The organism is Micromonospora sp. WMMB482, from assembly GCF_019038635.1.
GTDB lineage: Bacteria > Actinomycetota > Actinomycetes > Mycobacteriales > Micromonosporaceae > Micromonospora > Micromonospora marina.
In genome coordinates this window covers 3,037,954-3,064,513 of the sequence record NZ_JAHOPD010000020.1, presented here as the reverse complement: position 1 = coordinate 3,064,513, position 26,560 = coordinate 3,037,954, and the positions used below count along the sequence as shown (strand labels likewise).

Here is a 26,560-nt window from a genome sequence, read left to right as displayed (position 1 = left end):
CGGCATTCTCGTCCACACCCGGCCGATACAACCAACAGCCGGCCGGAGCCAGACGCGAGCGTGATGAGAGTTTGTTAAGAAGTGGGTAAGGGCAGCATGAACCAGACGGTGGTGCCGCCGTCGGGTTCGCTTTCCACACCGGCGCTGCCACCGTGCGCGCGGACCGCCTCGGCGACAATGGCCAGGCCAAGCCCGCTGCCGGCGCCGCTACGCGCCGGATCGGCCCGGTAGAAACGCTCGAAGATCCGGCCACGCGCCGGCTCAGGCAGCCCGGGGCCGTCGTCGCGGACCTCGACTCGCACATCGGCGACGTGCTTTGCCACGGCGACACAGGCTACGGCGTCGACCGGGGTGTGCGTGCGGACGTTGGCCAGCAGGTTGGCCATCACCTGCCGCAGCATCGCTTCGTCACCGCGGACGAGCACATGCGGCGGCGAGTCCAGCGCGATCTCCCGCTCCGGCTGCGCGGCCAGGGCGTCGGCAACCGAGTCACGCACGACGACGGCCAGGTCCACCAGATCGGACCGCGCCAGCGGCTCCGCATCGAGGCGAGCATCGCCGAGCCGGGACGCGTCCAGGCGCGCCAGAAAGAGGAGGTCGTTAACGATCTTGCTCATCCGGGTGGACTCGTCCTCGATGCGGGCGAGCACGTCAGGCCGGTTCTCCATATCGATCGTGCCCGAGCGCAGCAACTGCGCGTAACCACGGATCGATGTCAGCGGGGTGCGCAGCTCATGGGAGGCGTCCGCAGCGAACCTGCGCATGCGATCCTCTGACTCGGCCCGGGCGGCCAACGCGGAATGGATGCGTTCCAGCATCCCGTTGACGGCAGTGGTCAACCGGCCCAGCTCTGTCCTTTCCGGATGGTCTGGTTCGGCCCGGACCCGGCGCTCCAGGTCGCCGTCGGCGATGGCGGTCGCCGCGGCGGCGATCTCATCCAGCGGGCGCAGCCTGCGCGCCACAAGGAGTCGCGACAGCAGCACCAGCAGCGCCACCACGAGCGCCGACACCACTGCCTCGACGGCGGCGAGCTTGCCCACGGTGGCCTGCACCGAGCCAATTGACTGTCCGATGAGGATGGTGTTTCCGCCGGCGTCGACCGTCACCACCCGGTATCGGTCGTCCAGCCCGGTCGAGGTGATCGTGGTGAGGGCGGACTGGCCGCCAGGCGGCGGTGAAGGCGCCAGGTCGAGCAGTGGCCGCGCCGGCAGCGGCGTGGTGCCTGCCACCCGCGAGAGCGCACCGTTGCGCTGGCGCACCTCCACCAGGAATTCGGTCGGCGCTACGGCGGTGCGCACGGCTTGGTCCCAGTCGCCGGAGCCGGCCAGCGCCTGTCCGCGCTCGGACACCAGCGCCGCCGCCGCGACCAGCTGGCTGTCGATGCGGTCCAGCAGGTACGCACGCAAGGCCAGGATGCTGGCCACACCGGCCACGAGCAACGCACCGATGGTTAGCCCGGCCACGGCGAAGGTCAGCGAACCCCGCAGGGACCAGCGCTTCATCCCCGGTCCAACCGCAGCGCGTAACCGAAGCCGCGATGGGTCACGAAAAGCGGTTCGCCCAGCCGATCCAGTTTGCGGCGCAGATACCCGACGTAGGTGTCGACGACATTCGAGTCGCCGCCGAAGTCATAGCTCCAGACCGCCTCCAGGATCTGCGTGCGCGACAGCACACGCCCGGCGTTGAGCATGAGGTAGCGCAGCAGCTTGAACTCGGTCGGCGACAACGAGACCGGCTGGCCGGCCCGGCGTACCAGAAGGGTTTCCTCGTCAAGCTCCAGGTCTGCGTAGCGCAGGACCGGCGATGGCGTCTCCTGCACGCCGTTGACGCGGCGTAACACTGCCCTGATCCGGGCCAGTAATTCCTCCACGGCGAACGGCTTGGCCACATAGTCATCGGCGCCGTAAGTGAGCCCGGACACGAGATCCTGCCGAGTGTCTTTGGCGGTGAGGAAAACGATCCCGAACCGATGGCCGCGGGCGCGCAGTTGCCGGCAGACCTCGAAACCGTCGCCATCGGGAAGCATCACATCGAGCACGACCAGGTCTGGCTTGTCCTCCTCAGCACGCGCCTGCGCCTGCGCGGCAGTCGACGCCGAGGTGACCGTGAACCCGTGAAAGGTCAACACGGTGATCAACATGTCGACGATGTTCGGCTGATCGTCGACGACGAGGATTCGCGCACCGGTGCTCATAGCCACCCCAGGAGATCACACCCACATGTGAGTTCGATGAGAACTGCCGCTGACCGGGGTTTCCTCAGTGAAAGGGCCCGGTTGGCTCTGCGCGCGCCGGGCCGCAGGCTGGTGTGGTGCGCGCGCACGCAGGTGGCAATCGTGTGGGGCCAGCCCGGGCGTGCTGCTGCTGTCGGATCTGCCGCATCGCGTTGGCACCGAACGCGGGTCGTGGTGGAGATCCGCAGTTGCGACTACGGCGTTCCTGGCAACACCATCGGTGGTTACCACATCGCGGAGATTGAGCCGGGATAAGGAACCGTAATCCGGGCCCGGTTGCTTGGGCTCGGCATATAATTTCCCCTGGGCACGGGACCGCAATAGTGCGCCATGCTCTGGCTGCTCGGGTCTTTACGTCTGGGCGTCTGGGGATGACGCGCCAGGAGTTCGCTACCTTCTTGCGGTAGATTTCCTGGGTGGCGCTGTCCAGGGAATGCACCATCGGCCCGAATGGCGGATGGCTGGGGCTTGCCCAGGCGCAGCCAGTTGTAGATGGCGTCTGCGGCGATGCCGAGCTGCTCAGCTGCCTCTTTGACGCTGATCTCACCCTCTTTCACGTTGCTGTGGGTGTGGCCATACTCGCGAACGATTGCCAGTGCCTGCGATGGCGTGCGGCCCGGCCCACGGCGCTCGACAACGAGTTCGTCTCATGCCCCGGTGGGGACCTGGGGTCTCGCGTTCCACGGCCCGGTTTGGCGGGGTACCTATGGCAGCTTGTGCGGATGCGGGCCGTAATCGCTTGCTCCTAGACTGACCCGGGCTTGCATGAGGCCGGCGCCGGCTTGCTAAGCCGGCGCCGGCCTACGCCGACAGTTGGAGATTCCGCGAATGACCATTCCCGAGAGCGATGACGGCCAGGCCCAGCTATGGCGGATCACCATCCCGGTGATCGCCTCAGCCAGCGAGGTCGATGCCTTGACCGATCGTCTGGTCGAAACTCTGTGCCCGGACACCGCCCACGAGGGCCCCTGTCCAACACCATGGGCGCTACACGTCACCGACGGCAGCTCGCTCAGCAAGGCCGAGCAGCGCCGCCTCCGCGAAGAGATAGCCAACACCGACGGCTGAGCACACGAAGGATTCGCACCATCCGGTCCTGCGGCAGGAAACCTCGCGCCTCCGGGTCACGCCCACGTGGCAGGTGGTGGGTGCCGGGAGACGGTCGTACCTTGGTCGACGGGCCGTGGCTGTGGGGCCGGGTCGACCAGACTGCCATGGAGGTCAGGGTGCACGGACGGACGACGTTGCAGGACATGGTGCAGATCGTTCGCGGTTGAGGTCGACCGCTCGTGCCCGCAGTACGGGCGGCGTCGACCGCCTCGGTGGCGCGCAGACCGGAACACGGTGTGCCGCTACGCTGGGAGACGCCGTAGCAGCGCTGGCCATCGAGGGGCCGACCGGTGCCTCGCCGGGTTTGTGGGGTCGTGCCAGCGGCGAGGGCCGATGCGCTCGTGGCCTGGGCCTGGTATCGGGCCTCGGCGGCGTCGCGGTCGGCGAGGGTGCGGTAGGTGATCCAGTAGCTGGTGGCGAAACCTGCGGTGCAGTGGCTGCGGGTCGTCTCGCCGTTGCCGCGTTCTGCCGCGCTGGGCCGGTCGGGTGTGCAGTTTTCGATGGTGCCGAGCCAGGGGCGGGGGCCACCGCCGCCGGGCGGCGAGGGCAGCATGCGGAGTGGCTTGCTGAGGTCGACGAGCGGGAGGGCTCTTCAGCGAGATCTCAGGGTCGGCGTTCCATGCTCCCGTCGGTGTCCTCGACGATGGGAAGAGTTGTGTCTGTTGCCACTGACCGGCTGGTGGGTACGCGCGGGTGGTTGACGAAAGTCCCGGCGATGCAAGAGCCTGGCCGATCGACACTCCGGGTGGGGACCGCACCCCGGTCGGCCCTTCCCAACAGGGCCCGCGCCCGTCCGACTACGTTGGCGGGCGGCGGTCGTCATGCTTGACGCAGGTATGCCTTCAACTCCGCGCCGAGCAGATCGATGACGCGCCCGCGCACGGCCCCGATGGTGTCGGCCGTGAGGGTGCGGTCCTGCGGGCGTAGCGTGATGCGCAGGGACAGCGAACGTTGTCCCTGCGGCACCCAGGTGCCGCGGTAGGTGCCCACGTAGGACACGGCTCGGACCAGCTCGTCGGCCTTGCGCGCGACCGCTTCGACCCGAGCCCATGACACGTCGTCGTCGACCAGCACCGACAGGTCGAACTCCGCCTCGGGTAGGTCCGGTACGGCGGTGAACCGGTTGTCCCGGGACGCGTGTACGGCCAACCCGGACAGGTCCACCTCGGCGCAGGCCACCTGGCTGGTTCCCAGCCCGGCCAGGCGGCGGGCCCGTGGAGTCAGCAGCCCGAGCGCCCCGACCGGCCGGCCGGCGCTGAACAGCGCCAGCCGGGCCGACGGGTCCGCCCAGGCCACGTCGGGGTCGCCGTTCAGCGACAGGTCCGTCAGGTGGGCGTGGCGACGCAGCATCTCCAGCACACCCTTCAGCCGCCGGAACAGCTCTTCGCCGTCCGTCCCGGCGAGCACGACGCCGAGCTGCTTCAGCGTTGGCGGCATGGTCTCGTAGGTGCCGTGGTAGGCCGTCGGCTCGCCCCCGGGGAAAACGGTGCCCACCTCGAAGATGCCGAAGGGGGTGGTGGCCGGCAGGTTGACCGCCACCGCCTCCAGCAGGTTCGGGATCAGCGACGGGCGTAGCGAGTCCCGGTCCGGGGCGGGAGCGCCCTCGATCCGTACGGTGCGATCCAACGGATGACCGGTGGCGCCGAGCAGAGCGTGCGAGGTCCACGGGTAGGTGAGCACCTCACGGAGATTGGCCCGGGTGGCGAGCACCTCGCTGACCGCGCGCTCAACCGGCCGGCGGTGCAACGCCCGGACCGGTTGCAGCCGGATCGGGATCCGCTCGATCGGCAGCCGGTCGTAGCCGTGGATCCGGGCCACCTCCTCGAGCACGTCGTGCGGTAGTGCCACGTCTCCCGTCGAGCGCCAGGTCGGCGCGGTCGCCTCCAGGGTCTCGCCGTCCAGGCGCACCGTGAAACCGAGCGCCTGCAGAGTGCCGCTCAGCTCGCCGTCGTCGATGCGTTGGCCGATCCGCCGGTCGAGGAACGCGCGGCTGACCGGGATGGCACGGCCGGTGGTCGGCGCCGGGTCGACGTCCTGCATCGCGGTCACCGAGGCCGTCGGCGCCGCCTCTCGCAGCAGGTGCAGGAACAGGTACACCGCCTGGTCGACCCGTTGGGTGTCCAGCGCCTTCTCGAACCGGACCGAGGCTTCGGTACGCAGCCCGGAACGCTGGCTCACCCGCCGGACCGGAGCGGGCCGGAAGGTGGCCGCCTCCAGGAGAAAGCGGCGGCTGTCGGGGCGTACCGCGGTGCGGGCGCCGCCCAGCACCCCGGCGACCGCGACGGGCCCGGTGGCGTCCCGGATCAGGGGGACCGGGCCGGGCAACTCCGTCTCCCGGCCGTCGAGCAGTTCCAGCCGTGTGTCGTCCGGGCTCAGCGTGGCCGACAGCGGCAGTACCGTCCGGTCGGCGTCGTGCACGTGGGTGGGCTGCCCGACCGTGAACATCACGTAGTTGCTCAGGTCGACGAGGAGACCACCGCTGGACACTCCGAGGCGCGCCAGGCGTTCCCGGATCCACCCCGGGGTGGGCGTGCCGGGCTCGACGGTAAACTCCACCACGGCCAGCCGTCGGCACAGCGCCGGATCGATCCGGTCGACCAACCCGGTCACCGTCGGTGGCCTGGGTGCGGTGACCGACGGCGTCAGCGGCAGCCGGTAGATCGCGGCGAACTCCCGAGCGATCCCGTGGTGGCTCCACAGGTCCGGTCGGTTGGTCAGCGACTTGTTGTCGATCTCGAAGATCACGTCGCCGTCAATCGTCAGGACGTCCTCCACCTCGACGGTCCGCAGGGTCAGCTCATGGGCCAGCTCGCGGGGCGTGGCGTCGGCAGGGAGCCGGACGTGGTCGGAGAGCCACTCCAGAGAGATCCGCATCTGCGCCTCCTAAGCGAACTGTTGCAGGAACCGCAGGTCGGCCCCATGCATCAGGCGGACGTCGTTGATGCCGTAGCGCATCATCACCAGGCGGTCGAGACCGACGTTGACGTAGAAGCCGGTCCACCGGTCCGGATCCAGCCCGCCCGCGCGCAGCACGTTCGGATGCGGGCTGCCCCCGGGCATGACCTCCAGCCAGCCCACCTGGCGGCAGGTGCGGCAGCCCGCGCCCGCGCAGACCTGACACTCCATGTCGATCTCGAAACCGGGCTCGACGAAGGGGAAGAAGCCGGTGCGCATCCGGGTCCGGACCGGACGCCCGAAGACCGTGTCCAGGATGGTGTCGACGAGGAACTTACCGGCGGTCAGCGGGACGTCCTCGTCGACCAGCAGCACCTCGTACTGGAAGAACGCCCGCTCGTGCCGAGCGTCGGTGCTTTCGTTGCGGTAGACCCGCCCCGGGTAGACAAAGCGGAACGGCGGTTCGTGCTCCCGCATGTAGCGCACGCTCGCCCCGGTCAGGTGCGGCCGCAGGCACAGCCGCTCGGGGCCCTGCCGCCCGTCGGTGCCACGCAGCCAGAACGTGTCCATGCTCTCCCGGGCCGGGTGGTCGGCCGGGAAGTTGAGGTGATCGAACTCGAACAGCTCCGAGCTGATCTCCGGTCCCTCGTACAGGTCGAAGTTGAGCGCGGCGAAGGCGTCGTTGAGGTCGTACATGAGTTGGGTGGTGGGGTGCAGGCCGCCGGTGGGAACCGGCAGACCGGGCACCGTCACGTCCATCGGTCGCGGCAGCGCGGGCTCGGCGTCGAGCAGTTCCTCCTCACGGGCCGCCAGCACCGCCGTCAGCTCCTGCTGCGCCTCCTGGAGGGCGGCGCCGACGGTACGCCGATCCTCCGGCGTCAGCCTGCCGACGCCCCGACGGAGCATCGGCAGGGGCGCCGACCGCCCGAGCACCTCGCGCCGCACGTCGGCCAGTTCGGCCAGCGAGGCCGTCCGGGCCACCTCGGCCAACGTCCGCTCGCGGATCTCCGCGATCCGGCGCAGCAGTTCCGCTCCGGTCTCCGGATCAGTCACAGCTCTCCCCCAGCACCGGGTGGCGGGCACCACGGCGTCAGTCCGAATGCTCCTTGCGCGTGCCGACGGCTCACCCGGACGGCGGCGCGGGGGCGTGGGTGGGATGACCGGTCACCGGCCGGCACCCACACACGGTGTTCGCCAGCGGGAGTCTCGTCACGCCCCGGTCCGAGACAGTCTGTCACCGCCCCCCACCGCCTGCAACCGGTGCGGTCACCGTCCGGCGGCCCGCAGCCGCACGGGCAACCGCTCGAGGCCGTTCACCACGATGGAACTGAGCCGGACCGGCGCGCCGGCCGGTTCGACGTCCGCCACCCGCTGGCGCAGTTCGGTGAACAGCACGGTCAGCTCGGCCCGGGCCAGGACCGACCCCACGCAGAAGTGCCGCCCGGCACCCAGCGCGAGGTGCCGGTTCGGGGTCCGGCCGATGTCGAACCGGTCCGGCTCGTCGAACACCGACTCGTCCCGGTTGGCCGACGGGATCCAGAGCACCACCCGGTCGCCCGGCTCGATCGTGTGTTCCCGCAGCCGCGCCTGCCGAGTCGCCGTGCGCATGATGTGCGTCGCACTGGAGGTCCACCGCAGCACCTCCTCCACGGCCGGCGCCATCAGGTGCGGTTCCTCGCCCAGCCGGTGCCACTGGTCCGGGTGCTGAAGGAACACCTCCATCCCGCCGGCGGCGGCGAGCCGGACATTCTCGGTGCCGCCGACCAGCAGGTTGTCGCAGTTGAGCAGGATGTCGTCGGCTTCCAGCGGCCGTCCCTCCACCCGGCCGTGCACCAGCGCGCTGACCAGGTCGTTGGAGGGCGACCGACGGCGCTTCTGGATGAGCGCGACGAAGTACCGGAGAATCTCCTGGTGCGCCGCGCTGCGCGCCCGTGGTTCGGTGGCTCCGAACGCCTGGCTGGTGAGCTGGAAGATCAGCTCGTGGTCGGCGCTCGGCACACCCATCAACCCGCAGATGACGAACAGCGGCAGCCGCGCCGCGATGTCCGCGACGAAGTCACACTCGCCCTGGTCGAGGGCCCGGTCCACGATGTCGCGCACCGTCGGACGCATGGTGCTCGCCAGCCTGCGGACAGCCCGGGTGGCGAACCACCGCTCGACCAGCGACCGCAGCTCCCGGTGGCGCGGCGGGTCGGTGAGCGCGAGGGTACGACCACCGCCCGGGTCGGAGCCGTCGCTCTCGGGCCGCAACAGGATGCCCTGGGCGGAGCTGTACGTCTCGTGGTCCCGGTAGACCTCCTTGACGTCGTCGTAGCGGGTCAGCGCCCAGAAGGCGGGCATCTCGGTCGCCGGATGCCGGTAGACGGGTGCGTGCCGCCGCAGCGCCGCCCAGACCCGATACGGGTCGCCGCCGGCATACAGCGCCGGATCGACGAGGTTCACCGACCTCAGGTCGACGTCGTCCGCTGGTCGCGCCTCGTCCGTCCCCAGCTCAGTCCTGATCGCCACGATCGTTCTCCCTCCTCGTCCCGTTCCCCGGCAGGCCGGCCCCGCCGGGCAGCCGCCGGACCCGCCGTTCCAGGTCGCGGATCAGCTCCTCCGGTGCGCGTTTGACGAAGTGGTGGTCTCCGCCGACCTCCACCTCGTCCGTCCGACCGCGGGTGTAGCGCGCCCACGATCCTCCGGCGGCCGGGTCCTCGCGCCCGTGGTACGAGACGACGTCGCAGGACAGAACGGCGGTCGGGGGCAGGTACCCGTTGCCCGTGCCGGTGTCGCCGCGCATCACCGCCGCCGTCGCCTCGACCACCTCGTCCAGCAGCTCCGGGTCGATGTCCGCCCCGATGCCCTGCTGGTGGGTGTGCTTCCGGAGCAGGTCCACATCCGGCTCGCCGTACTCCAGCGGGCCCTCCCGTGGGCCGCTGTTCACCGGCACCAGGAGGTCCGGGGTCACCCGAAGCGCGGTCTCCAGCGCGAACCACGCGCCCATACTGTGTCCGAGGTAGACCAGCGGGGCGTCCGGGAGGTGCCAGGCCCGGAGGGCCGGAACCACCTCGTCGACCGCGGCCGGCACCGACGGGGCGAATGGCTCGCCGGCCCGGCTCTCCCGGCCCGGAAGACGGACCGCGGCAACCCGCCAGCCCGGCGGTACCAGCCGCTGCCAGCCGCTGAAGGCGCTGGGACCGTTGCCGGCGCCGGGAAAGAGCACCAGGTCCAGGGTGGCCGTAGTCGGGTCGGTGATCCGGGCCAGGACGCGGTCCGTCGGGGTGTTCACCGGTCGCCTCCCGCCGTCGCCGGTTCCCGCTCGGTCAGGATCCAGACCAGTCCCGTACGGTCCACCTTCCCGCTCGGTGTCAGCGGCAGCGCGGAGACCCACCGGATCCGCCCCGGCCACATGTGCTCCGGCAGATCGGCCCGCACCAGCGCGCCGAGGTCCTCGGCCACGTCCGGGTCGCCGGTGTACGCGGCGACCAGTCCGGTGACGCCGTCTCCGGTGCCGAGCGGCAGGACGAACGCGTCGGTCACCCCGGGGAGGCCCCGCAGCACCGCCTCGACCTCACCCACCTCGACCCGGTGGCCACCGATCTTCACCTGGTCGTCGAGTCGGCCCAGACAAACCAACTCGCCGTTCTCGGTGCGGACCCGGTCCCCGGTGCGGTACCAGTGCCGGTCGGTCAGCGGCTCGTCCGCCCCCAGCACCGACGCCCGTCCGTCGACGATGGTCAGGAACCGGCCGACGTTGTCGGCCGCGTCCAGGTAGCCCGCGAACCGCTGCACGCCCCGGACGCACAGCTCACCCTCCCGCCCCACCCGCCCGTCGCTGCTGACCACGACGCTCTCCAGATGGGGGTAGACCGCGCCGATCGGCATGCTGCCGTTGGAGGTGACCGGCCACCGCGACTCGTCGTCCGGCAGGAAGTAACCCGTGCAGCAGACGGTCAGCTCGGTCGGGCCGTACGCGTTCTCGATCCGGCTGTGGGGAGCCGCGGCCCGCCAGGCGCTCGCCTGTGACCGGGTCAGCCGTTCCGCCCCGAAGATCGTGCAGCGTAGCTCCGGCAGGCAGCCGGCCGGAAGGCCCCGCAGGGCCGTGGCGATCGACACCACCGAGGGCACCAGCACGCAGTGGGTGATGCGGTTGTCGGCGAGGAACCGGCGCGGCGCCATCAACTCCCGCCGGCGGGGCACGACCAGCGTACCGCCGGCTCCCCAGGCGACGAACATCGCGGTGACCGACGCGTCGAAGGTCAGCTCGCCGCTCTGCGCCCAGCGGCTGTCCGGCCCCGCGTCGTACCGGCCCAGGTGGTGGGCGATGAACGGCACCACGTTGCGGTGGGTGATCGGCACCCCCTTCGGCCGGCCGGTCGAACCGGAGGTGAACAGCACGTAGGCCAGCGAGTCGGGCCCCACCGGTGGGCCGGGCGAGACCTCGGCCGCGGACGACGCGCGGACCTGGCCCGCCGCCGTCAGGTCGAGCCGGCGGCAGCCGGTCCGGGACACGATCTCGTCCGCCTGTCCGCCGGCCGTGCCGTCCGTGACCAGTACGTCGATCTCCGACGCCTCCGCCACGGCACGATTGCGGCCGACCGGGGTCTCCGGGTCCAGGGGCACGACCGCGGCCCCGCTCCGCTGCACGCCCAGGTAGCCGGCGTACGCGGCCGGATTACGACCGGTCAGCAGGGCAACCCGGCGGGGCGGGCAGCCGGGCAGGGCGCGCAGGGCCGCCGAGGTGGCCTCCGCGAGTGCGGCCAGTTCGCCGTAGCTCAACCGGGCCTCGGCCACCTCCAGCGCGGGCTCCTCCGGCCGCCGCCGGGCGGTGTCGAAGAAGTAGTCGTGCAGCAGCGCCGGCCGGTACGCCCCGGAGCCCACGCCGCCGTTCCGGTCGGTCACGACGCCCGCCTCCGACTGACGGCGTCGGTCATCGCCGCCACGGTGGGCTGCCGGAAGAACTCGATGATCGGCACGGAGACCTGGTAGCGCCGGCGGACCCGGGACAACGCGGTGAACACCAGCAGCGAGTGGGCACCGTACTCGAGCAGGGAACGGTCCGGGTCGATCTCGGGCAGGTCGAGCAGTTCCCGCCACAGGTCGGTGATCTCCCGCTGGAGGTCGTCCTCCGTCGTCTCGGCGACGGGTTCGGCACCGCCCGTGCGCCCGTGGTCCGACGCAGCCGTTCGGTCCGGCGCCGAACCTGTCTCGTTCAGCGGGACCAGCCCGCCCTGCTGGCCGGGCAGCAGCAGCGGCCCGTCCGGGTCGCTGGCGCGGCGCCCGGGCACACCGGCAGGGGCGAGGTGCCCGGTGACGTCGACGAGTTGGTCCTGCCCGGCGCCGGATCCGGCATCGGTGAACAGTTCCGCCAGCGGACGGCCCGGACCGGCCACGGCCCGCCGCACCGCCGTGTCCAGCGAGGTCACCAGGGCCTCGACGGCTGGCGCCGGCAGCAGGGCCTGGTCGTATTCCAGGTCGAACTCCCAGCGGCCGCCGACCAGCGCGACGTTGAAACCGCAGTCGAACTTCGCCGTGTCGTTGGTGTGCTCGCGGGCGGACCGGACCGGCCCGTCGGCAGGCGGCGGCGGATCCTGCATCGCGATGAGACAGGAGACGAGCGGATCGCCGGAGGCCCGGCGCCCCGGAGGCAGCTGTTCGACGATCTGGTTGAGGCCGATGCCGGTACGCCCACGCGTTCTCTGCACGACGTCCGCCACGGTGGAGGTGAGGTACCGGTCGACGGGCACGGACCAGTCGACCGGCACGGCCAGCGGCAGCGTGTCGACGAAGAATCCGCACAGCGCGTACGCCCCCGCGGTGCGCCGGGACATCACCGGGGCCCCGAACACAGCGGTCGGCACCGCCGCGTGGCGGGCCAGCGTCGCGGCGTAGGCCCCGGTGAAGAATTCGAACGGGGAGAGGCCGAGCCGCTGGCAGAGCCCGCTCACCTCCTCGGTCTCGTCGGCGTCCAGCCGCCACCGCACGTGCCGGCCGAGGAAGCTCGCCTCGGTGGGCCGGGCCGGGCCCGGGCAGAGCCGGGTAGCGGGCAGCCCGGCGAACTCCTCCGCCCACCGTCGCGCCGTGTCGCGGGTGGCCGGATCGTCCGCGGTGCGGCGGTGCAGGGCCAACTCCCGGGCGTACGTCTCCTCGCGGGCGGCGCGCCGCCCGGCCACGTCCGCGCCGTCGAGCGCCGCCGCCAGGTCGTCCATCAGCGGACGGATGGAGTAGCCGTCGAACACCACATGGTGTACGGCGGCGACGAGCGTGGACCGCCCGGCCGAGCGCACCAGCCGGAAGTGGTACAGCCGACCACCCCGCAGGTCGAAGGGCAACTCCCCGAGCCGCCGTACGATCTCCTCCACGGTCTCGCCGTCGGCCGTGTCGAACGGCACCTCCTCGGGCGCCGGCGGCTCGGTGAGCGTCGCGTGTGGCGTGGGGTCGTCCACCAGCACGGTACGCAGCGTCGGCTGGGCGGCGACGACGGCGGCCAGCGCGCGCCTGATCTCGTCGTCGGTCCGGGCCGAATCCAGCTCGAACGTGGTGACCGTGTTGTAGAGGTGGGCCACCGGGGCGAGTTCACTGGCCACGAGCAGTGACTTCTGCGACTCGGTCAGCGGCAGCAGGTGTGACGTCGGGGCGCTCACGAGATCTCCTTTCCGTTGGACGTCGCAGGGGTCGGCACCGGGTCGGGCCGCAGCAGATCCCGCAGCCAGACCCGAAGGTTCCCCACGGTGTGCACGTCGGCCAGGCGGCTCGCGTCGATCTCCGTCCCGTCGTCCGGCGCCGCCTCGACCGCCATCCGGAGGATGGTCAGGGAGCCGATCCCGGCCGCTGCGAGCGTCGTGTCGTCGTCGAACCGGCCGACGGCGTGCCGGGCGATGAGATCGTCGATATCGGTCATGTTGGTCATACCGTCTTCACCCCTCTCTGTGGCAGGTACTCGGTGACCACGGCGATGGTCGCGACGACGACCAGGACGGCGGCCCCGAGCAGGAAGGCGCCGCCGGCCAGCGCGGTGAACAGCGCGCCCGCCGCCAGCGGCCCGAGCACGGTGCCCAGGCCCGCGACCGTGGCGTTACCCCCGAGAGCCAGCCCGGCGGTGCCCTCCGGCGCGTTGCTGCTGACCCGGGCCACCTGGCAGGGGAAGAGCAGACCGGCGCCGATCGCGTACGTCAGCGGCAGGAGCGGGGTCAGCCAGACGGTCGGCAACAGAGGCACCAGCGCCATCGAGGCCGCCAGGAGACCCGCGCCCACCACCATCAGCGCCGGTTCTCCCAGCCGCTTCACCAGCCAGCCCAGCAGCACCCCGCGGACCAGGAGGGCCACCATGCCGCTGATCGCGATCAGCCCGCCGTAGGTGGTGGAGGAGAGCCGGAACTCCTGGTTGAGGAAGAGCGGCAGCGCGGTGGCGTATGCGGTGAAGCAGAGCCAGCCGAGCAACGCGATGACCACCAGTGGCCGCAACCGGCGGCTGCCCAGCAGCGACCGGAGCGCGCCGAGCACCGACCGGCGCGGGGTCGAGCGGGCCAGCTCCCGCGCCGGCAGGCGGCTGGCGAGCAGCGCGACCAGCAACGCGGCCAACGCCGCGGTCATGCCGACGGCGCCGATGCCGTACCGGACCACCAGGGCGCCGAGCGCGGGCCCGAGGATGGTCCCCGCGCCCTGCACCGCGGTGACGCGACCGACCATGGCCGTCCGGTCCCGGTCGGTGGTCTCGGCAACGATCCGGGCCTGCAACAGCACCGGCACGGCCGCGCCGGCACCGGTGAGCACACGGGCGGCGACCATCATCTGGTAGTTCTGCGCCAACGCGAGCAGCAGGTGCCCCGCGGCGGCGATGAGCGGTGCGATGATCAGCAGCCGCCGGCTGTCGAACCGATCCGCGAGACCGCCCCAGACCGGTCCCATCACCAACTGCATGACGGCCGAGGCGGCGATCAGCGCCCCGATGGCCACCGGGCCGACCCCCAGATCGAGGGCGAGGAACGGCAGGGTCGGCAGGATGACCCCGGTGGCCACCGCGTCGGTCGCGCTGATCGTCAGCAGCAGCCCGGTCACCCTGCGGGAACGGGCCGGTACGTCGACTGCGGATTCGATCACGCCTCCTCCCTGTCGGTGGCCGGAACCCGCACCAGGTGACGGGTGGTCTCGACGAAGTCGGTGACGAACCGGCCGGCGCTCGCGTCGTCGAAGCGCGCCGCGTTGAACTCGGCGGCGATGGTGAAGCGACCGTCCTCGTCCGTGACGCTCACCCCGATGTCGAACTTCGCGTACTGCGGCGTCATGATCTCCCGGCGCAGCCGTAGCGAGGGGCCGCGGTCCAGCGGCAGGTCGAGGCTCTGCACGGAGAAGGCCGCCTGGAGCAGGCTCTCGCCGCCACCGGTCAGGTCGGCGAGTGCCGCGACGATCTCCTCGTACGGCAGTTCCGCGTCGGCGATGGCGTCCCGGACCGCCGACTCGCTCCGGCGTACGAGGTCGTCGAAGCTGCCCGGCGCGGTGAGGTCGAGCCGCACCAGCGCCGTGTTGACGAACAGGCCGACCGTGCGGTCGTCGTACGGTCCGCGACGCAGCACCGGAGCGCCGACCAGGAAGTCCCGGGCGCCGGTCAGCTCGGCCACCGTCAACCCGAAGGCGACCAGCAGCACTCGGTACACGGAACAGCCATGGTCGGCGGCGTAGCGGCGGACCGCCTCGCCGACGGCCGGCTCGACCCCCCGTCGGACCGCCACGGCACGGGCGGACGCGGCGTCGTCGCCGGTCCGGACCGGCGGCAGGTTCAGCGGCCAGGTGGCGCCGGACAGGCGCCGGCGGACCCGGGCGGTCACCGCCTCGGCGGCCGCGGCGTCCAGTTCGGTCTCCTCCGCCCCGGCGTCGGACGCCTGCCGGGCCACGGCTGCCAGCAGCGGCGGGCGGCCGGCGCGCCAGTGCTCGTACGCGTCGAGCAGATCACCGACGATGATGCCGACGCTGCGCGCGTCGGCCACCAGGTGGTGGACCAGGATCAGCAGCGTGAACCGGTCCCCGTCGCGGAGCAGGTGCACCCGCATCAGGCTCTCCTGCTCCAGGTCGAACGGCTCGACGGCGAGCTCCTCGGCCCGCTCCCGCTGCGCGTCGGCGGCCACCTCCTCGACCTCGACCAGCGGAGCCAGGTCGGGCACGAACCGCATCAGGGGCTCGCCCTCCGGCGCCGTCACCACCGAGCGGAAGGCGTGGTGCCGCCGGGCGACGGTCCGGACCGCCCGCCGCAGCGCGGCTTCGTCCACCGTGGACTCGCCACTGAGCAGAACCGGGATGTGGTACATCGCGGTACCCGGGCGCATGAACTCCAGGAACCACACGAACCGCTGCTGGGAGGTGAGACCGGTGTCGACGATCAGCCCGCCCGGTCCGTACCCCAGCTCGCGGGCCACCGCCGTGGTCCGCTCGTGCAGCGGGCGGGCGCCCGCGTCGCGCCAGCGATCGGCCGCGGACCGGTCGATCGTCCGGTGCTCGTGGAACTTGATGTCGCCGAGCATCCGGCCGCCGGGCCGCAAACCGTCGGTCATACGCTGCTGCCGGTCGTCGTAGACGTCGAGCATCCGCTCGGTGAACGGAATGCCCAGGAACTCGCAGACGCGCCGCCCGACCCTCTCCGGGTCGGCCACCAGCTCCTCGAAGTGCACCCGCAGCACCCGCCGCGGGTCAATCCCGTCGAGGAACGCGGAGGTGTGTTCGTGGGCCAGCCGCCAGACCAGCTCGGCGGCCTGCTCCGCGGGGTACCCGTGGTCGACCCGCAGGTACGTCTGGTCGAGCCGCGCCTCCAGGAAGGACGACACGCACGCCTGCGGATGCCGGATCAGGTGGACGTACCGCGGCTGGTCGAAAAGCTCCTCGGCCCTGCTCAACGTGGCCAGGTCGAGCGCGTACGCGGTGGTTTTGTCCACCAGGGTCCGCCCGTCTGCGTGCTCGGTCAGCCACCGGTACGCGTCGACGACCGTCCCGCCCTCCTCGGCCATCCGGCTTAGCAGCGCCTCGGCCTCCGGCGCGGACAGGTCCGCCAGGGCCATCACCGCGCGGACCAGACCCTCGCGGTTGAAGCTGTAGCGACCAGACAGCTCCTCGTCCCTTTCGGTCAGGGTGCCGAACTGGAGCAGTTCCAGCTCGGGCGGCGCGAACAGTGCCGGGTGTCCGCTGAGGATGATCCGCAGCAGGGTGGTCCCGGAACGCGGCGGACCGAGCACGAACACCGGGCCGGAAAGCTTCGATGCCGGCGTGGGCGCGGATCCGTGGTCGTGGCTGTCGGCGAGCAGGCGACGCAGCCGTTCCCCGGACTCCTGGTCGGCCAGGGACCCCCCGCTTTCCTCGGCGGCGGCTCCGCCCCCGCAGTCGGAAGCAGTCGTACCGCCGGTCTGCACGGCGCTGTCGGCGAGCGCCTGCCCGTACTCCTGCCGAAGGAAGGCGGCGAGAGACGCGGGCGTCGGGTTGTCCAGCAAGGCCACCACGTAGATGTAGGTGGACAGCTCACGGGACAGTTGGGCGGTGAGCAGGGCGGCCTTGATGGAGTCGCCGCCGGCCCGGAAGAAGTCGTCGGTCATCCCGACGTCAGCGGCGCCGAGCACCTCCCGGAACAGCGCCACCACGTGCCGCTCGAGGTCGTCCTCGGGCGCCGTCGAGTCGTCTGCCACGGGGGCCGGCCGCTCGGCCAGTTCCAGCAGCCGCCGCCGGTCCCGCTTGCCGTTGCTCAGTCGGGGGATCTCCGGCAGCACCACGACCCGGGACGGCACCGCGTGCACCGCCAGGACGGGGCGGACATCGGCCAGGACGGCCTCCCCGTCCAGCGTGCGGTCGCCTGCGAGGAAGACGACGAGCCCCCCATCGGCCAGCAGCGCCTCCGTGTCGTTGACGCCCGGATGCTGGCGGAACGCCTCGGCGACGTCGGCCAACTGCACCCGGATACCGCGGATCTTGACCTCGTCGTCGATCCGGCCGACGAAGTGCAACGCGCCGTCCGGGTCCACCCAGCCCTCGTCGCCGGTGAGGTAGAGCCGGTCGCCGTCGGCCCCGCCGAGGCGGTCGGGCACGAACCGGGCCGCGGTCAGCTCAGCGTTCCCGGCATATCCCAGGCACACCTGGGGGCCACCGACGGCGATCTGCCCGGGCACGCCGGGCGGCACCGGCGCGCCCCATCCGTCCACCACGTGCACCCGCATCCCGGGGACGGGACGCCCGATCGGCACGTCGGTCTCGTCGCCGGTGACGTCGTGCCAGGTGGCCCACACCGTGGCCTCGCTCGGACCGTACTCGTTCACGACCCGGGCCTCCGGGGCCGCCTCCCTGAGATGGACGGCCAGGCCGGCGGGGAAGGTCTCCCCGGCCCCCACCACGACTCGCAGGGTGCGCAGCTCGCCGCCGACGGAGGCACAGGCGATGCCGTCCAGCACGCGCGGCAGCCCGAGCGTGGCGGTGACGCCGTGCCGGGCGATGTACCCGGCCAGGCGCGCGGGATCGCCGAGGGTGTCCTCCGGCGCGATGTGCAGGGTGCCACCGCAGCTCAGAGTCCAGAACAGGCCGGCTACCGAGCTGTCGAAGTGCAGCGGGGACAGCAGCAGGAAATCGGGCGGCTCGGTGCCGTAGACCAGCCGGCGGGCGTGGTTGGAGGCGGCCAGGTTCGCCCGGGTCACCACCACGGCCTTGGCCGCACCCGTGGAGCCGGACGTGAAGATCAGGTAGGCCGGGTTCTCCGGTGCCACCGGCTCCGGGTCGGCGCCGGACGTCTCGGCCAGCTCGTCGAGGGTCGCCGCGCCGATGTCCGACGGGACGTCCGGTGCCCGGCCGGCCGTCACGACGAGGGCCACTCCACGCTCACGGAGCAACGCCCAGTCCTCCACGTGGCCGGGCGGGACCACCACGTACGGCAGGCCGGCCCGCAGCGCGGCGTAAGCGCCCACTGCGGTGGCCATGCTCGATCCGGTGAGCAGCCCGACGACGGGCATCCGGCCGTCCGGCCCCGGGGACAGGCGACGACTCAACCCGCGTGCCACCGCGCGGGACCGCCGGTCCAGTTCGGTGTGGGTGAGCGTCCCGTCCTCGGCCACGACGGCCGGCCGGTCGGAGTCGGCCGGCCCGAACAGGTGCTCCACCGGCTCCGTCGGGTCCGCCGAGGGGCCGGTGGCGGCGGCCTCGGCGGCCCGCAGGTCGGCCGGTCGCCAACGCGGGATGCGGGACAGCGGCTGGTCGGGGTTGGTCGCCAGCGCAGTGAGGACATCGACGGCCTGGTCGGCGAGGCGACGTAGGGACGCGCTGCTGTAGCGGCCGGCGTCACCGGTCACGGTGAGCACCGGTTCCGGCCCGGCGCCGATCCGCAGCACCCCGGCGAACCGGCTGTCGCGCCGGACCGGGTGGTGCAGCTCGTCGTGGGTCAGCAGCCATCCGCCGGCGCCCTGATCGGCGCCCTCGGCCGCCGTGGCGGGATCGACGTACTGCGCGGCGTACCCGTCGAGGAGCGCCTGGCGGGTCTCGGCGAGCAACTGTGCTCCGGTGCCGTCCGGAGCGACCACCACCCGGACCGGCAGGACCGGCATCGGCACCGCCGACCCCTCCGGCGCCTCGAACCCGGCCGCGCCCGGAACCACCGGGGGCACGTCCAGCCAGATGTCCCGGCGACCGCTCCGGCCGGCGAAGCACACCGCGAGGGTGGCGGTGAGGACGGTGTGCACCAGCACGGCGTCGCCCCGGGTGACGGCCAGGAGGCGGGCCGCGGCCTCGGAGTCGAGGGCCCGTTCTTCGACCAACCGGTCCGTTTCCCGGCCGTCCTCGGTCGGCGCCGGCGCTACGTCGGTGGGCCAGTGCTCCTCCCGCGTCACGTCGGGCAGTACGCGGGACCAGTGGCGCGCGGCTCGTTGCCGGGAGGACAGGGTCATGGTCATCGCTAGTCGACCTCACTCCAGTTCTCGATGGACAGCGGGTACGCGGTCCGAGCGTTCCCGGCCTGCCGTTCTGTCCTGCTATCGGATGGTCGGCCGCGCCCGGGCGCGGCGAAGGCGCGAACGGGTCAGGCCCGCACGGCTCCGAAGTCGAAGTCGGCGGCGGCCACCAGCCGTTCCGCCGGCCGTCGCAACGCCGAGACATCCGCCGTGCGCCCGCTCTCGCGGCAGCAGCGGCAGATGGCTCGCAACGCCTCGATGAAGGCGTCGAGCAGCTCACCGGCCTCGACCGCGTCGAGGACCGCGGTGTCGTGGACCAGTTCCCCGATCCACGTCTCCCGCCCTCGGTTGACGGTGAGCAGCAGTTCGTTCTTGACCGGGCCCGGGTCGAGGTGGACCCGCCGGCGGGCCCGCTCCGGGTCCGTTCGCCCGTAGTCCAGCGCGAACAGGACCGATGGCCTGCCGTCCGGCCGCCATACCTTTGTGATCTCGGATAGCGGTAGGTCGCGGTGGTCGAACGTGACCGCCAGGCCGGCGGCCCGCTCCCGCAGCCAGTCGGTCAGCGAACCGGAGTCGGGCAGGTCGACGGGGACGGGGAGGGTGTTGACGAAGAGCCCCACGGTGCGCTCATACGGGCTGCGCCGCACGGTGACCGGGGTGCCGACGACGCACTCGGTGTCGGTGGTGTGTTCCTGCAACGCCACCGCGTACGCCGCGGTGAGCACCGTGAAGGCACCCACCCGCAGGTCGGCGCAGACCGCCTCCAGATCCCGCACCAGGTCGGGTTCCAGGACGAACGGCAACCGCCGGCCGCGCCGGTCCCGGGCTGCTCGCTCACCGTGTCGGGTGTCCGGGCCCAGCCGCACCGGCGCCCGCCCGGCCAGGTTCCGCGCCCACCACGCGCGCTGCACCTCCGCTTCCTCGCCGGCCAGGAAGGTGCGCTGCCAGCGGGCGAAGGAGAGGTACGGCGGGACGACCGGGGCCTCGTCCACCGGTCGACCGTGGTACCTCCGCCACGCCTCTTCCAGCACCAGGTCGACGCTGGCGCCGTCGCAGGCCACGTGGTGGATCATCGTGGTGACGAGGTGGCCACCGTCGGAGCCCGCTTGGCCGTACCGCACGACGTGCAGCCGGACCGGCTGCTCCCGGGCCAGGTCGTACCCCTTGGCGCAGGCCTGTTCGGCGAGCCGGGTGGCCTGGGTCAGGTCTGCGGCGGAGGCCGTCTCGACGGGGACGACGGCGTCCTCGTCGATCAGAGGAACAGCGCCCTCGGGAGTCATCCGATACCGCGTACACAGCACCTGGTGCCGCTGCGCGGTCGCCCGCAGCGCCGCCGCGAAGCGGTCCGGGTCGAACGGCCCCTGCACGCGCTCGCACCAGGGCGCGACGTACGCCGCCGACCCCAGCAGGAACTGCTCCGCCACCAGGATCTCGGTCTGCACCACCGACACCGGCGAGGACTCGTCGATCCCCACCTGCCCGTCGTCCCGAGCGGGAACGGCAGCCGCCGGGCCGTAGGCGTGCTCGACCGCCCGCCGGACCGATGCGATCCAGTCATCGATCGTCGGGGCCTGGAGCAGGGCACTCACGTCGAGTCGCCGACCGACGGCCTGGCCGACCCGGTCGACCAACCGGACGGCGAGCAGGGAGTGCCCTCCGGCGGCGAAGAAATTCTCCCCGGCGCGCAGGTCGGGTCGACCCAGCGCGGACCGGACCTTCCTCAGCACCAGTCGGGGCAGGGCATCGGCGGGTTCCGCCGGCTCACTCCCCGGGCGGTCGGCCGCTGTGTGGTCGGCCGTCAACTGTTCGCGCAGCGCGTTGACGTCGCGCTTGCCGTTGCGGGTGACCGGCATGGCATCGAGGCGGACCAGCCGCGCCGGTACCGCCCAGCGGGGCAGCTCCGCGCGGAGCCGGGCGTTCACCTCGGACACCGGCGGGGTGCCGGTGTACGCGCCGGCGAGGACCGGTGCGCCGTCGGCCGCCGGCACCGCGACGACCGCGGCGTCGGTGATTCCGGGCACGGCGGCGAGCACCTGCTGGGACTCCGCCGGCTCCAGCCGGACGCCATTGACCTTGACCTGGTCGTCGAGCCGCCCGGCGAAGGTCAGGCTGCCGTCGGACTCCAGCCGGACCCGGTCACCGGTGCGATACATGCGGGGTGCCGAGGGGATGTCGGCGGCCGGGATCTCCTCGCCACGGACCACCGCGTCGAGCAGCTCCGGCGGGGTGTCCCGGAAGCGGTCGGCGGTGAGGTCCGGCCGGCCGTGGTAGCCGAGGGCGACGGTGGGGCCGACGAGGTGCAGTTCGCCGATCCCGCCGGGGGGCACCGGACGACCGGCGTCGTCCAGAACCAGTGCGCCGACGCCGCGGATGCAGCGCCCGATGTTCGCCGGATCGGTGTCGCCGTCGAGCTCGGCCCACGTCGACCAGATGCTGGCCTCGGCCGGTCCGTACAGGTTCAGCAGGCGCCGGCCCACCCGCCACCGCTCGCGTACCGCGGGGGTGCAGCGTTCCCCGACCGAACACACGACGGCGAGATCCGGCAGGTCGCCGGCGGGAAGCAGGGCGAGCGCGCTGGGGGTGGCGACGAGATGCGTCACCCGCTGCTCGCGCAGCCGCTCGGCCAGCGCGGCCCCTGGGTAGCGGGCGTGCCGGCCGGGCAGCACCAACGTCCCCGCGGATTCGAAGGCCATCGCCAACTCGAAGATGAACGCGTCGAAGCTGACGTTGGCGAGCTGGAAGACCCGCGCGTCGGGACCGGTGCCCAGCAACCGGCGCTGCTCGTCGGCGATCACCCGCAGGCCGGCACGACGCACCGCGACACCCTTCGGCTCGCCGGTGCTGCCGGACGTGTACACCAGGTACGCCATCTCGCCAGCGCTCTTCGGGCGGGGTCGGTCGCCGGTCGCGGCCACCGGTGCGTCGGGCAGCGGGATCCGCGTGACGTCGTCCGGCAGGGCGGACGACAGGGCTGGGGGCACGAGCACCGTACGGGCGCCCGAGTCGGCGATCAGCCGCGCGATCCGGGCGGCGGGGAGTTCGGGATCGATGGCCAGGACGGCGGCACCCGCACGGGCGACGGCGAGCACCCCCACCACATCAGCGGCCGTACGAGCGGCGAGGACGGCGACCACCTCGTCCGCATTCCGCACCTCGATCCGCGCCGCCACCGCGTCGATGGTGGAATCGAATTCCTGATAACTCCAGGTACGGTTTTCGTCGACCATCGCGGCCGCCTCGCCGTCAACTTCTACGCGACGGGTCAGGGCCTCGAACAATAGCTTCGCAGAATGCTCGGAATTGCTCACACTATCCCCCGTTGCTTCTCGCTCGCTACTCAATGGAGGGCGTTTACGCTCCTCACGTGGGCTCTGGACCGCGCGCAACCACTGGCATTGACCGATGTGCAAGATTCAGCCTAACAGGACGGTCCGGGCCCGCAACCTGAGCGACGCCCCTTGTCGTCGGCCCGGCTGTCCAATAGCTGGCGTACCTGCTCAACGACCGCGTCCGGGGTAATCCCGTTGCGTTCGAGAAGATGGCGGTGATTGCCGGTGCCTTTAGCGAAGATGTCGTCGACAGCGATCGGCAGCACCGGGGTGGCAACCCCCAGTCGGCCGACCACCTCGGCCACGGCGGAGCCCAGGCCACCCGCGGCCCAGTGCTCCTCCACGGTCACGATGCCCCGGGTTCCCGCCGCCCGCAGCAGGGCCGCCTGATCCAGCGGCTTGATGGTGTGCGCGTTGAGCACCGCCGCGTCGATCCCCTGCCGGGCCAGGACCTCGGCGGCGGTGAGCGCGGCCAGCACCGGGTACGGCCCGGTCGCGATCAGCGTGACGTCGTCACCGTCGCGCAGATGCTGCATCTCGCCGATCCGGGGTGCGGGCAGCCGGTCCCGGTCCAGGTCCGGGGTGGGGCCGCGGCCGAGACGCAGGTAGACCGGCCCCGGCAGGTCGACGCAGGCGCGCAGGAGCTCCTCGGTGTTCGTCGCGTCGGCCGGCACGAGCACGGTGAGGTTCGGCAGCAGCCGCATCACCGCCACGTCCTCCAGCGAGTGGTGGGTGGGCCCCAGATGCCCCGCCGACAGCCCGCCGTGCGTTGCCGCGATCCGCACCGGCACGTTGTTCAGGGCGATGTCCACCTTGACCGCCTCGAGCGCCCGGGTGGCGGCGAAGGTGGCCATCGTGTTGACGAACGGGATCCGTCCCGACTTCGCCAGGGCGGCGGCGGTGCCGAGCAGGTTCTGCTCGGCGATGCCCAGGTTGACGTAACGGTCGGCGGCCTCTCCCCAGTCCGTCGGGGTGAACAGCCCGGTGTCGCTGTCCAGGCAGACCAGCCGGTCGTCGGCCTTGATCAGCTCGACCAGCAGGTCGCGGTACACCTCGCGGGTCGCACGGCTGGGCCGGCCGGCGGCCGGGTCGGCGGGCTGCGCTCCGGCGGCAGTCGTGCTGGTGCGGTGTGCGGAGGAGGTGGTCATGACTGGTTCTCCCTCACGTACTCACTGGCCAGCGTGGCGAGCGCACGCTGTCGCTGACGGCCGCTGAGCTTGGCGTAGTGACTGCGCACCTGGCCCTCGACGTACGGCAGCCCTCTGCCCTTGACGGTGTTGGCCAGCACAACGGTGGGGCGGCCCGGCTCGGATGGCGCGCCGGCCAACGCCGATCGCAACTGCGCCAGGTCGTGCCCGTCCACCTCGATGACCGACCAGCCGAAGCTGCGCCACCGGTCGGCGAGGGGCTCGAGGCTCAGCGTGTCCTCGGTCGTGCCGGTGATCTGGAGCCCGTTGCGGTCCACGACGGCGACCAGCCGGTCCAGTCCCTGCGCGCTGGCGGACATCGCGGACTCCCAGACCGATCCCTCCTGGAGCTCGCCGTCACCGAGCACCACGAAGCACCGCCGGTCGCTGCCGGACATGGCTAGGTCCATGGCGAATCCGACGCCGAGGGCGAGGCCGTGGCCGAGCGAGCCGGTCGGCATCTCCACGCCGGGCACCGCCGGGTTCGGGTGGGCGGTCAGCATGCTGTCCGGGCCGCCGTACCCGGCGAGTGAGCTCTCCGAAATGAACCCGCGAACGGCGAGGGTGGCGTACTGCGCCAGGGCGCCGTGTCCCTTGCTGAGGATGAAGATGTCCCGGTCGGGATCGTCGGGGTGGGCCGGGTCGACGCGCAGCACCGAGAAGTAGAGAGTGACCAGGATTTCCACCAGGGACATCGAACCGCCCAGGTGGCCTCCCTCGGGGTTGGCGCACATCTGCACCACGAGTTCGCGCACCCGGTTGGCGTACGCGGCCAACTCCTCGTCGTCGGGCGCGGCTACTCCGCGGTCGGCACGCGCGCTTGGATCCTCATAGGGGTTCAGCACGTCGAATCCTCCTTGTTCGACAGGGCTCAGGGATGGCGTGCCGCCTGGCCGGGGGGCGGGACGTGGATATCGCCGAGTTCGGCCAGGGCGTGGGTGAGCACCCTGATGCCTCGCAGGTAGTCGGGGAGCAAGATGTGCTCGTTGTCGGCGTGGTCCAGCCGGCTGTCCCCTGGGCCGTAGGTCGCCATCGGAATCCGCCAGCGGCGGGCAAGGGTGTTCATGTCGGAGGTGCCGGTCTTCACCTTCATCCGACCTCGGCCGCCCTGGGCCCGGATGCCGGCGGCGAGGGCACGGACGACCGGGTCCGTCCGGTCGACCCGGCAGGCGGGAACCGACTCCAGCACCTCCACCTCTCCACCCGGCAGTCGCCTGCGGACGTTCGTCACCAGCGCGTCGGCGTCGAAGCCCGGTGGGAGGCGAACGCTGAAGTGGGCGTCTGCGCGGCGCAGGTCGGCAGCGACCCGCATCAGGGTCGGTCCCGGCGCGTCGAAGTGCTGGTGGCTGGTTTCCGGCCCGAGTAGCTCCAGCAGGAGCGACCATGCCTCGACGGCCAGCTCGCCGGCCTTGCGGCCGGGGTTGGTGGCGTGGGTGTTCTCGCACTCCGCACGGAACCGCAGGTCCAGCTTGCCCTTGTAGCCCAGGACCACCGAGTCCCAGCCGCTCGGCTCACCGATGATCAGGGCGTCCGGTTGCGGTCGGGTCGCCCCGACGTGGTTGGCGCCGCGCGACCCCGGCGTCTCCTCCTCGACCGCACCGACCACGACCAGCGTGCCGGCGAAATCGGCCTGAGCCGCGGCGCAGATCATGGTCGCCATCGGGCCCTTGGCGTCGACCGCCCCGCGGCCGTACAGCCGATGGTCGATGAGCCGCACCGGCAGGTCGCCCGGGACCGTGTCGATGTGGCCGAGCAACATCACCGTCGGTCCCGCCCCGCGGATCAGCTCGCCGACCGCGTTGCCCGCCTCGTCCACGTGAGCCCGGTAGCCCAGCCGGCTCATCACCTCCACCAGGTACGCCGCCAGCCGGGTCTCGCCGCCGCTGCAAGAGGGAATCTCCAGCATCCCCCGCAGCAGGTCGACCGGATCGAGGGCGGTGCGGGCGACCGCGCTCATCGGGTGCTCCCGGTCGCCGCCGGCCGCGCCTGGTCGAGCAGCACCCGGGTCGCGGGTGCGGTCAGCGCCCGGTGCACCGGCCGGTGCGCTCGGCCGTCGGCGATCGTCACGTTCGCCACCCCGCCCAGCAGGGCGTCCCGCGCGGCGATCAGCTTCATCCCGATGCCTCCGCCGGTGATCGCCGGCGTCCCGGTCGGGGGCACCCGGCAGGTCCCGAGCACCGACGCCTCGTCGCACGGGTCGGCCAGGACGCCCGGCGCGCCGGTCAACAGCACCAGGGTTTCCGCCTCCAGCGCGCAGGCGACCGACGCCGCCACCCGGTCCGCGTCGGCGTTCAGCGGAAAGCCGTCCTCCGAGAGCACGGGCGGGGAGAGCACCGGCACCTGACCGAGGTCGAGCAGGCCGGTGAGCAGGTTCCCGTCCACGCCGGTAATCCGGCCACTGTGATCGCGTACCACGAACCGGCGCCCGTCGACGACGGCCCGATGCCCGGCCCTGCGTCGGGCGCGGATCACGCCGCCGTCCAGCCCGGTGAGCCCCACCGCGGAGACCCCCCGACGGATGAGTTCGGTGACCAGCCGCGGCTTGATGGAGCCCGCCAAGGCGAGCTGCACCACCTCCAGCATCACCTCGTCGGTGTGCCGGGTGGAGATCCCGGCCGCCGTGGTGTTCCGCCGGGTCGGCACCCCCAGCCGCCCGGCGAGCCGTTCGATCTCGGCGGAGCCGCCGTGCACCAGAACGATCCGGCACTCCCGGCCGTGCAGATCGGCGACATCCCGACACACTTCTTCCGCGTTGACAGCGGCATTGCCGCCACACTTGACCACTATGGTACGAACCATTTCTCCTCCCCCGTCGTGCCGGCGGCAACTGCCCACTCACCGGATCTTCGGGGCGGTGATAATCGCCCCGTTCCTGACGTGAGTGACTTCGGCCTTGGTCGCCTTATGCCCCGTGCCCGGCCG

At 72.0% G+C, this 26,560-nt stretch carries 17 protein-coding genes; 1 reads left to right on the top strand and 16 read right to left on the bottom strand.

Annotated features, from left to right (window positions below; genetic code table 11):
- Positions 1-74: 74 nt before the first annotated feature.
- Positions 75-1,502, bottom strand: coding sequence for a cell wall metabolism sensor histidine kinase WalK (locus tag KSK32_RS15505; protein ID WP_216931860.1), 1,428 nt, complete (start codon positions 1,500-1,502; stop codon positions 75-77).
- Positions 1,499-2,194 carry a response regulator transcription factor gene (locus tag KSK32_RS15500; RefSeq protein WP_216931859.1) on the bottom strand — a complete coding sequence of 232 codons (696 nt, stop codon included), beginning with the start codon at positions 2,192-2,194 and terminating at the stop codon, positions 1,499-1,501. Before KSK32_RS15500 ends, KSK32_RS15505 begins: the two co-directional genes overlap by 4 nt.
- 867 nt (positions 2,195-3,061) lie before the next feature.
- Between KSK32_RS15500 and KSK32_RS15495 the strand changes: the two genes are divergently transcribed.
- Positions 3,062-3,301, top strand: a complete 240-nt coding sequence (locus KSK32_RS15495) for a hypothetical protein (RefSeq protein ID WP_216931858.1) — start codon at positions 3,062-3,064, stop codon at positions 3,299-3,301.
- Positions 3,302-4,162: 861 nt separating this feature from the next.
- Here the strand turns inward: KSK32_RS15495 and KSK32_RS15490 are convergent.
- From KSK32_RS15490 to argB, 14 genes are all read right to left on the bottom strand, one after another.
- Positions 4,163-6,217 carry a phenylalanine--tRNA ligase subunit beta gene (locus KSK32_RS15490; RefSeq protein ID WP_216931857.1) on the bottom strand — a complete coding sequence of 685 codons (2,055 nt, stop codon included), beginning with the start codon at positions 6,215-6,217 and terminating at the stop codon, positions 4,163-4,165.
- Positions 6,218-6,226: 9 nt separating this feature from the next.
- Positions 6,227-7,291, bottom strand: coding sequence for a phenylalanine--tRNA ligase subunit alpha (locus KSK32_RS15485; RefSeq protein ID WP_216931856.1), 1,065 nt, complete (start codon positions 7,289-7,291; stop codon positions 6,227-6,229).
- A gap of 213 nt (positions 7,292-7,504) precedes the next feature.
- Complete coding sequence (locus KSK32_RS15480) at positions 7,505-8,746, bottom strand: cytochrome P450 (RefSeq protein WP_289256613.1); 1,242 nt, start codon at positions 8,744-8,746, stop codon at positions 7,505-7,507.
- Positions 8,730-9,509: a thioesterase II family protein gene (locus tag KSK32_RS15475; protein WP_216931855.1), complete on the bottom strand. Its 780-nt coding sequence runs from the start codon at positions 9,507-9,509 to the stop codon at positions 8,730-8,732. The genes KSK32_RS15480 and KSK32_RS15475 overlap by 17 nt, the downstream gene beginning before the upstream one ends.
- Complete coding sequence (locus KSK32_RS15470) at positions 9,506-11,122, bottom strand: amino acid adenylation domain-containing protein (RefSeq protein WP_216931854.1); 1,617 nt, start codon at positions 11,120-11,122, stop codon at positions 9,506-9,508. Before KSK32_RS15470 ends, KSK32_RS15475 begins: the two co-directional genes overlap by 4 nt.
- Positions 11,119-12,864 (bottom strand): condensation domain-containing protein, encoded by a 1,746-nt coding sequence (locus tag KSK32_RS15465; protein WP_216931853.1) that lies wholly within the window; start codon positions 12,862-12,864, stop codon positions 11,119-11,121. The genes KSK32_RS15470 and KSK32_RS15465 overlap by 4 nt, the downstream gene beginning before the upstream one ends.
- Positions 12,861-13,121 carry an acyl carrier protein gene (locus tag KSK32_RS15460; RefSeq protein ID WP_254187069.1) on the bottom strand — a complete coding sequence of 87 codons (261 nt, stop codon included), beginning with the start codon at positions 13,119-13,121 and terminating at the stop codon, positions 12,861-12,863. Before KSK32_RS15460 ends, KSK32_RS15465 begins: the two co-directional genes overlap by 4 nt.
- A gap of 5 nt (positions 13,122-13,126) precedes the next feature.
- Entirely contained in the window at positions 13,127-14,320 is a 1,194-nt protein-coding gene (locus KSK32_RS15455; protein ID WP_216931851.1) for an MFS transporter, read from the bottom strand.
- Entirely contained in the window at positions 14,317-19,125 is a 4,809-nt protein-coding gene (locus KSK32_RS15450) for an AMP-binding protein (RefSeq protein WP_216931850.1), read from the bottom strand. Before KSK32_RS15450 ends, KSK32_RS15455 begins: the two co-directional genes overlap by 4 nt.
- Positions 19,126-19,250: 125 nt before the next feature.
- Positions 19,251-22,430: an amino acid adenylation domain-containing protein gene (locus KSK32_RS15445; protein ID WP_289256612.1), complete on the bottom strand. Its 3,180-nt coding sequence runs from the start codon at positions 22,428-22,430 to the stop codon at positions 19,251-19,253.
- A 110-nt stretch (positions 22,431-22,540) separates the two neighbouring features.
- On the bottom strand, positions 22,541-23,599 hold the full coding sequence (locus tag KSK32_RS15440) for a transketolase family protein (protein ID WP_216931848.1): 1,059 nt from the start codon (positions 23,597-23,599) through the stop codon (positions 22,541-22,543).
- On the bottom strand, positions 23,596-24,483 hold the full coding sequence (locus KSK32_RS15435) for a transketolase (protein WP_289256611.1): 888 nt from the start codon (positions 24,481-24,483) through the stop codon (positions 23,596-23,598). The genes KSK32_RS15440 and KSK32_RS15435 overlap by 4 nt, the downstream gene beginning before the upstream one ends.
- A gap of 26 nt (positions 24,484-24,509) precedes the next feature.
- Positions 24,510-25,595, bottom strand: a complete 1,086-nt coding sequence (locus KSK32_RS15430) for a [LysW]-lysine hydrolase (RefSeq protein ID WP_216931847.1) — start codon at positions 25,593-25,595, stop codon at positions 24,510-24,512.
- Positions 25,592-26,437: an acetylglutamate kinase gene (argB, locus tag KSK32_RS15425; RefSeq protein WP_216931846.1), complete on the bottom strand. Its 846-nt coding sequence runs from the start codon at positions 26,435-26,437 to the stop codon at positions 25,592-25,594. Before argB ends, KSK32_RS15430 begins: the two co-directional genes overlap by 4 nt.
- Positions 26,438-26,560 lie beyond the last annotated feature (123 nt).

Bases quoted from the DNA above. Each gene is read 5' to 3' on its own strand.
- KSK32_RS15430 (WP_216931847.1), bottom strand. From the start codon at position 25,595: ATGAGCGCGGTCGCCCGCACCGCCCTCGATCCGGTCGACCTGCTGCGG.
- KSK32_RS15440 (WP_216931848.1), bottom strand. From the start codon at position 23,599: ATGACCACCTCCTCCGCACACCGCACCAGCACGACTGCCGCCGGAGCG.
- KSK32_RS15450 (WP_216931850.1), bottom strand. From the start codon at position 19,125: ATGACCATGACCCTGTCCTCCCGGCAACGAGCCGCGCGCCACTGGTCC.
- KSK32_RS15505 (WP_216931860.1), bottom strand. From the start codon at position 1,502: ATGAAGCGCTGGTCCCTGCGGGGTTCGCTGACCTTCGCCGTGGCCGGG.
- KSK32_RS15500 (WP_216931859.1), bottom strand. From the start codon at position 2,194: ATGAGCACCGGTGCGCGAATCCTCGTCGTCGACGATCAGCCGAACATC.
- KSK32_RS15495 (WP_216931858.1), top strand. From the start codon at position 3,062: ATGACCATTCCCGAGAGCGATGACGGCCAGGCCCAGCTATGGCGGATC.
- argB (WP_216931846.1), bottom strand. From the start codon at position 26,437: ATGGTTCGTACCATAGTGGTCAAGTGTGGCGGCAATGCCGCTGTCAAC.
- KSK32_RS15490 (WP_216931857.1), bottom strand. From the start codon at position 6,217: ATGCGGATCTCTCTGGAGTGGCTCTCCGACCACGTCCGGCTCCCTGCC.
- KSK32_RS15460 (WP_254187069.1), bottom strand. From the start codon at position 13,121: ATGACCGATATCGACGATCTCATCGCCCGGCACGCCGTCGGCCGGTTC.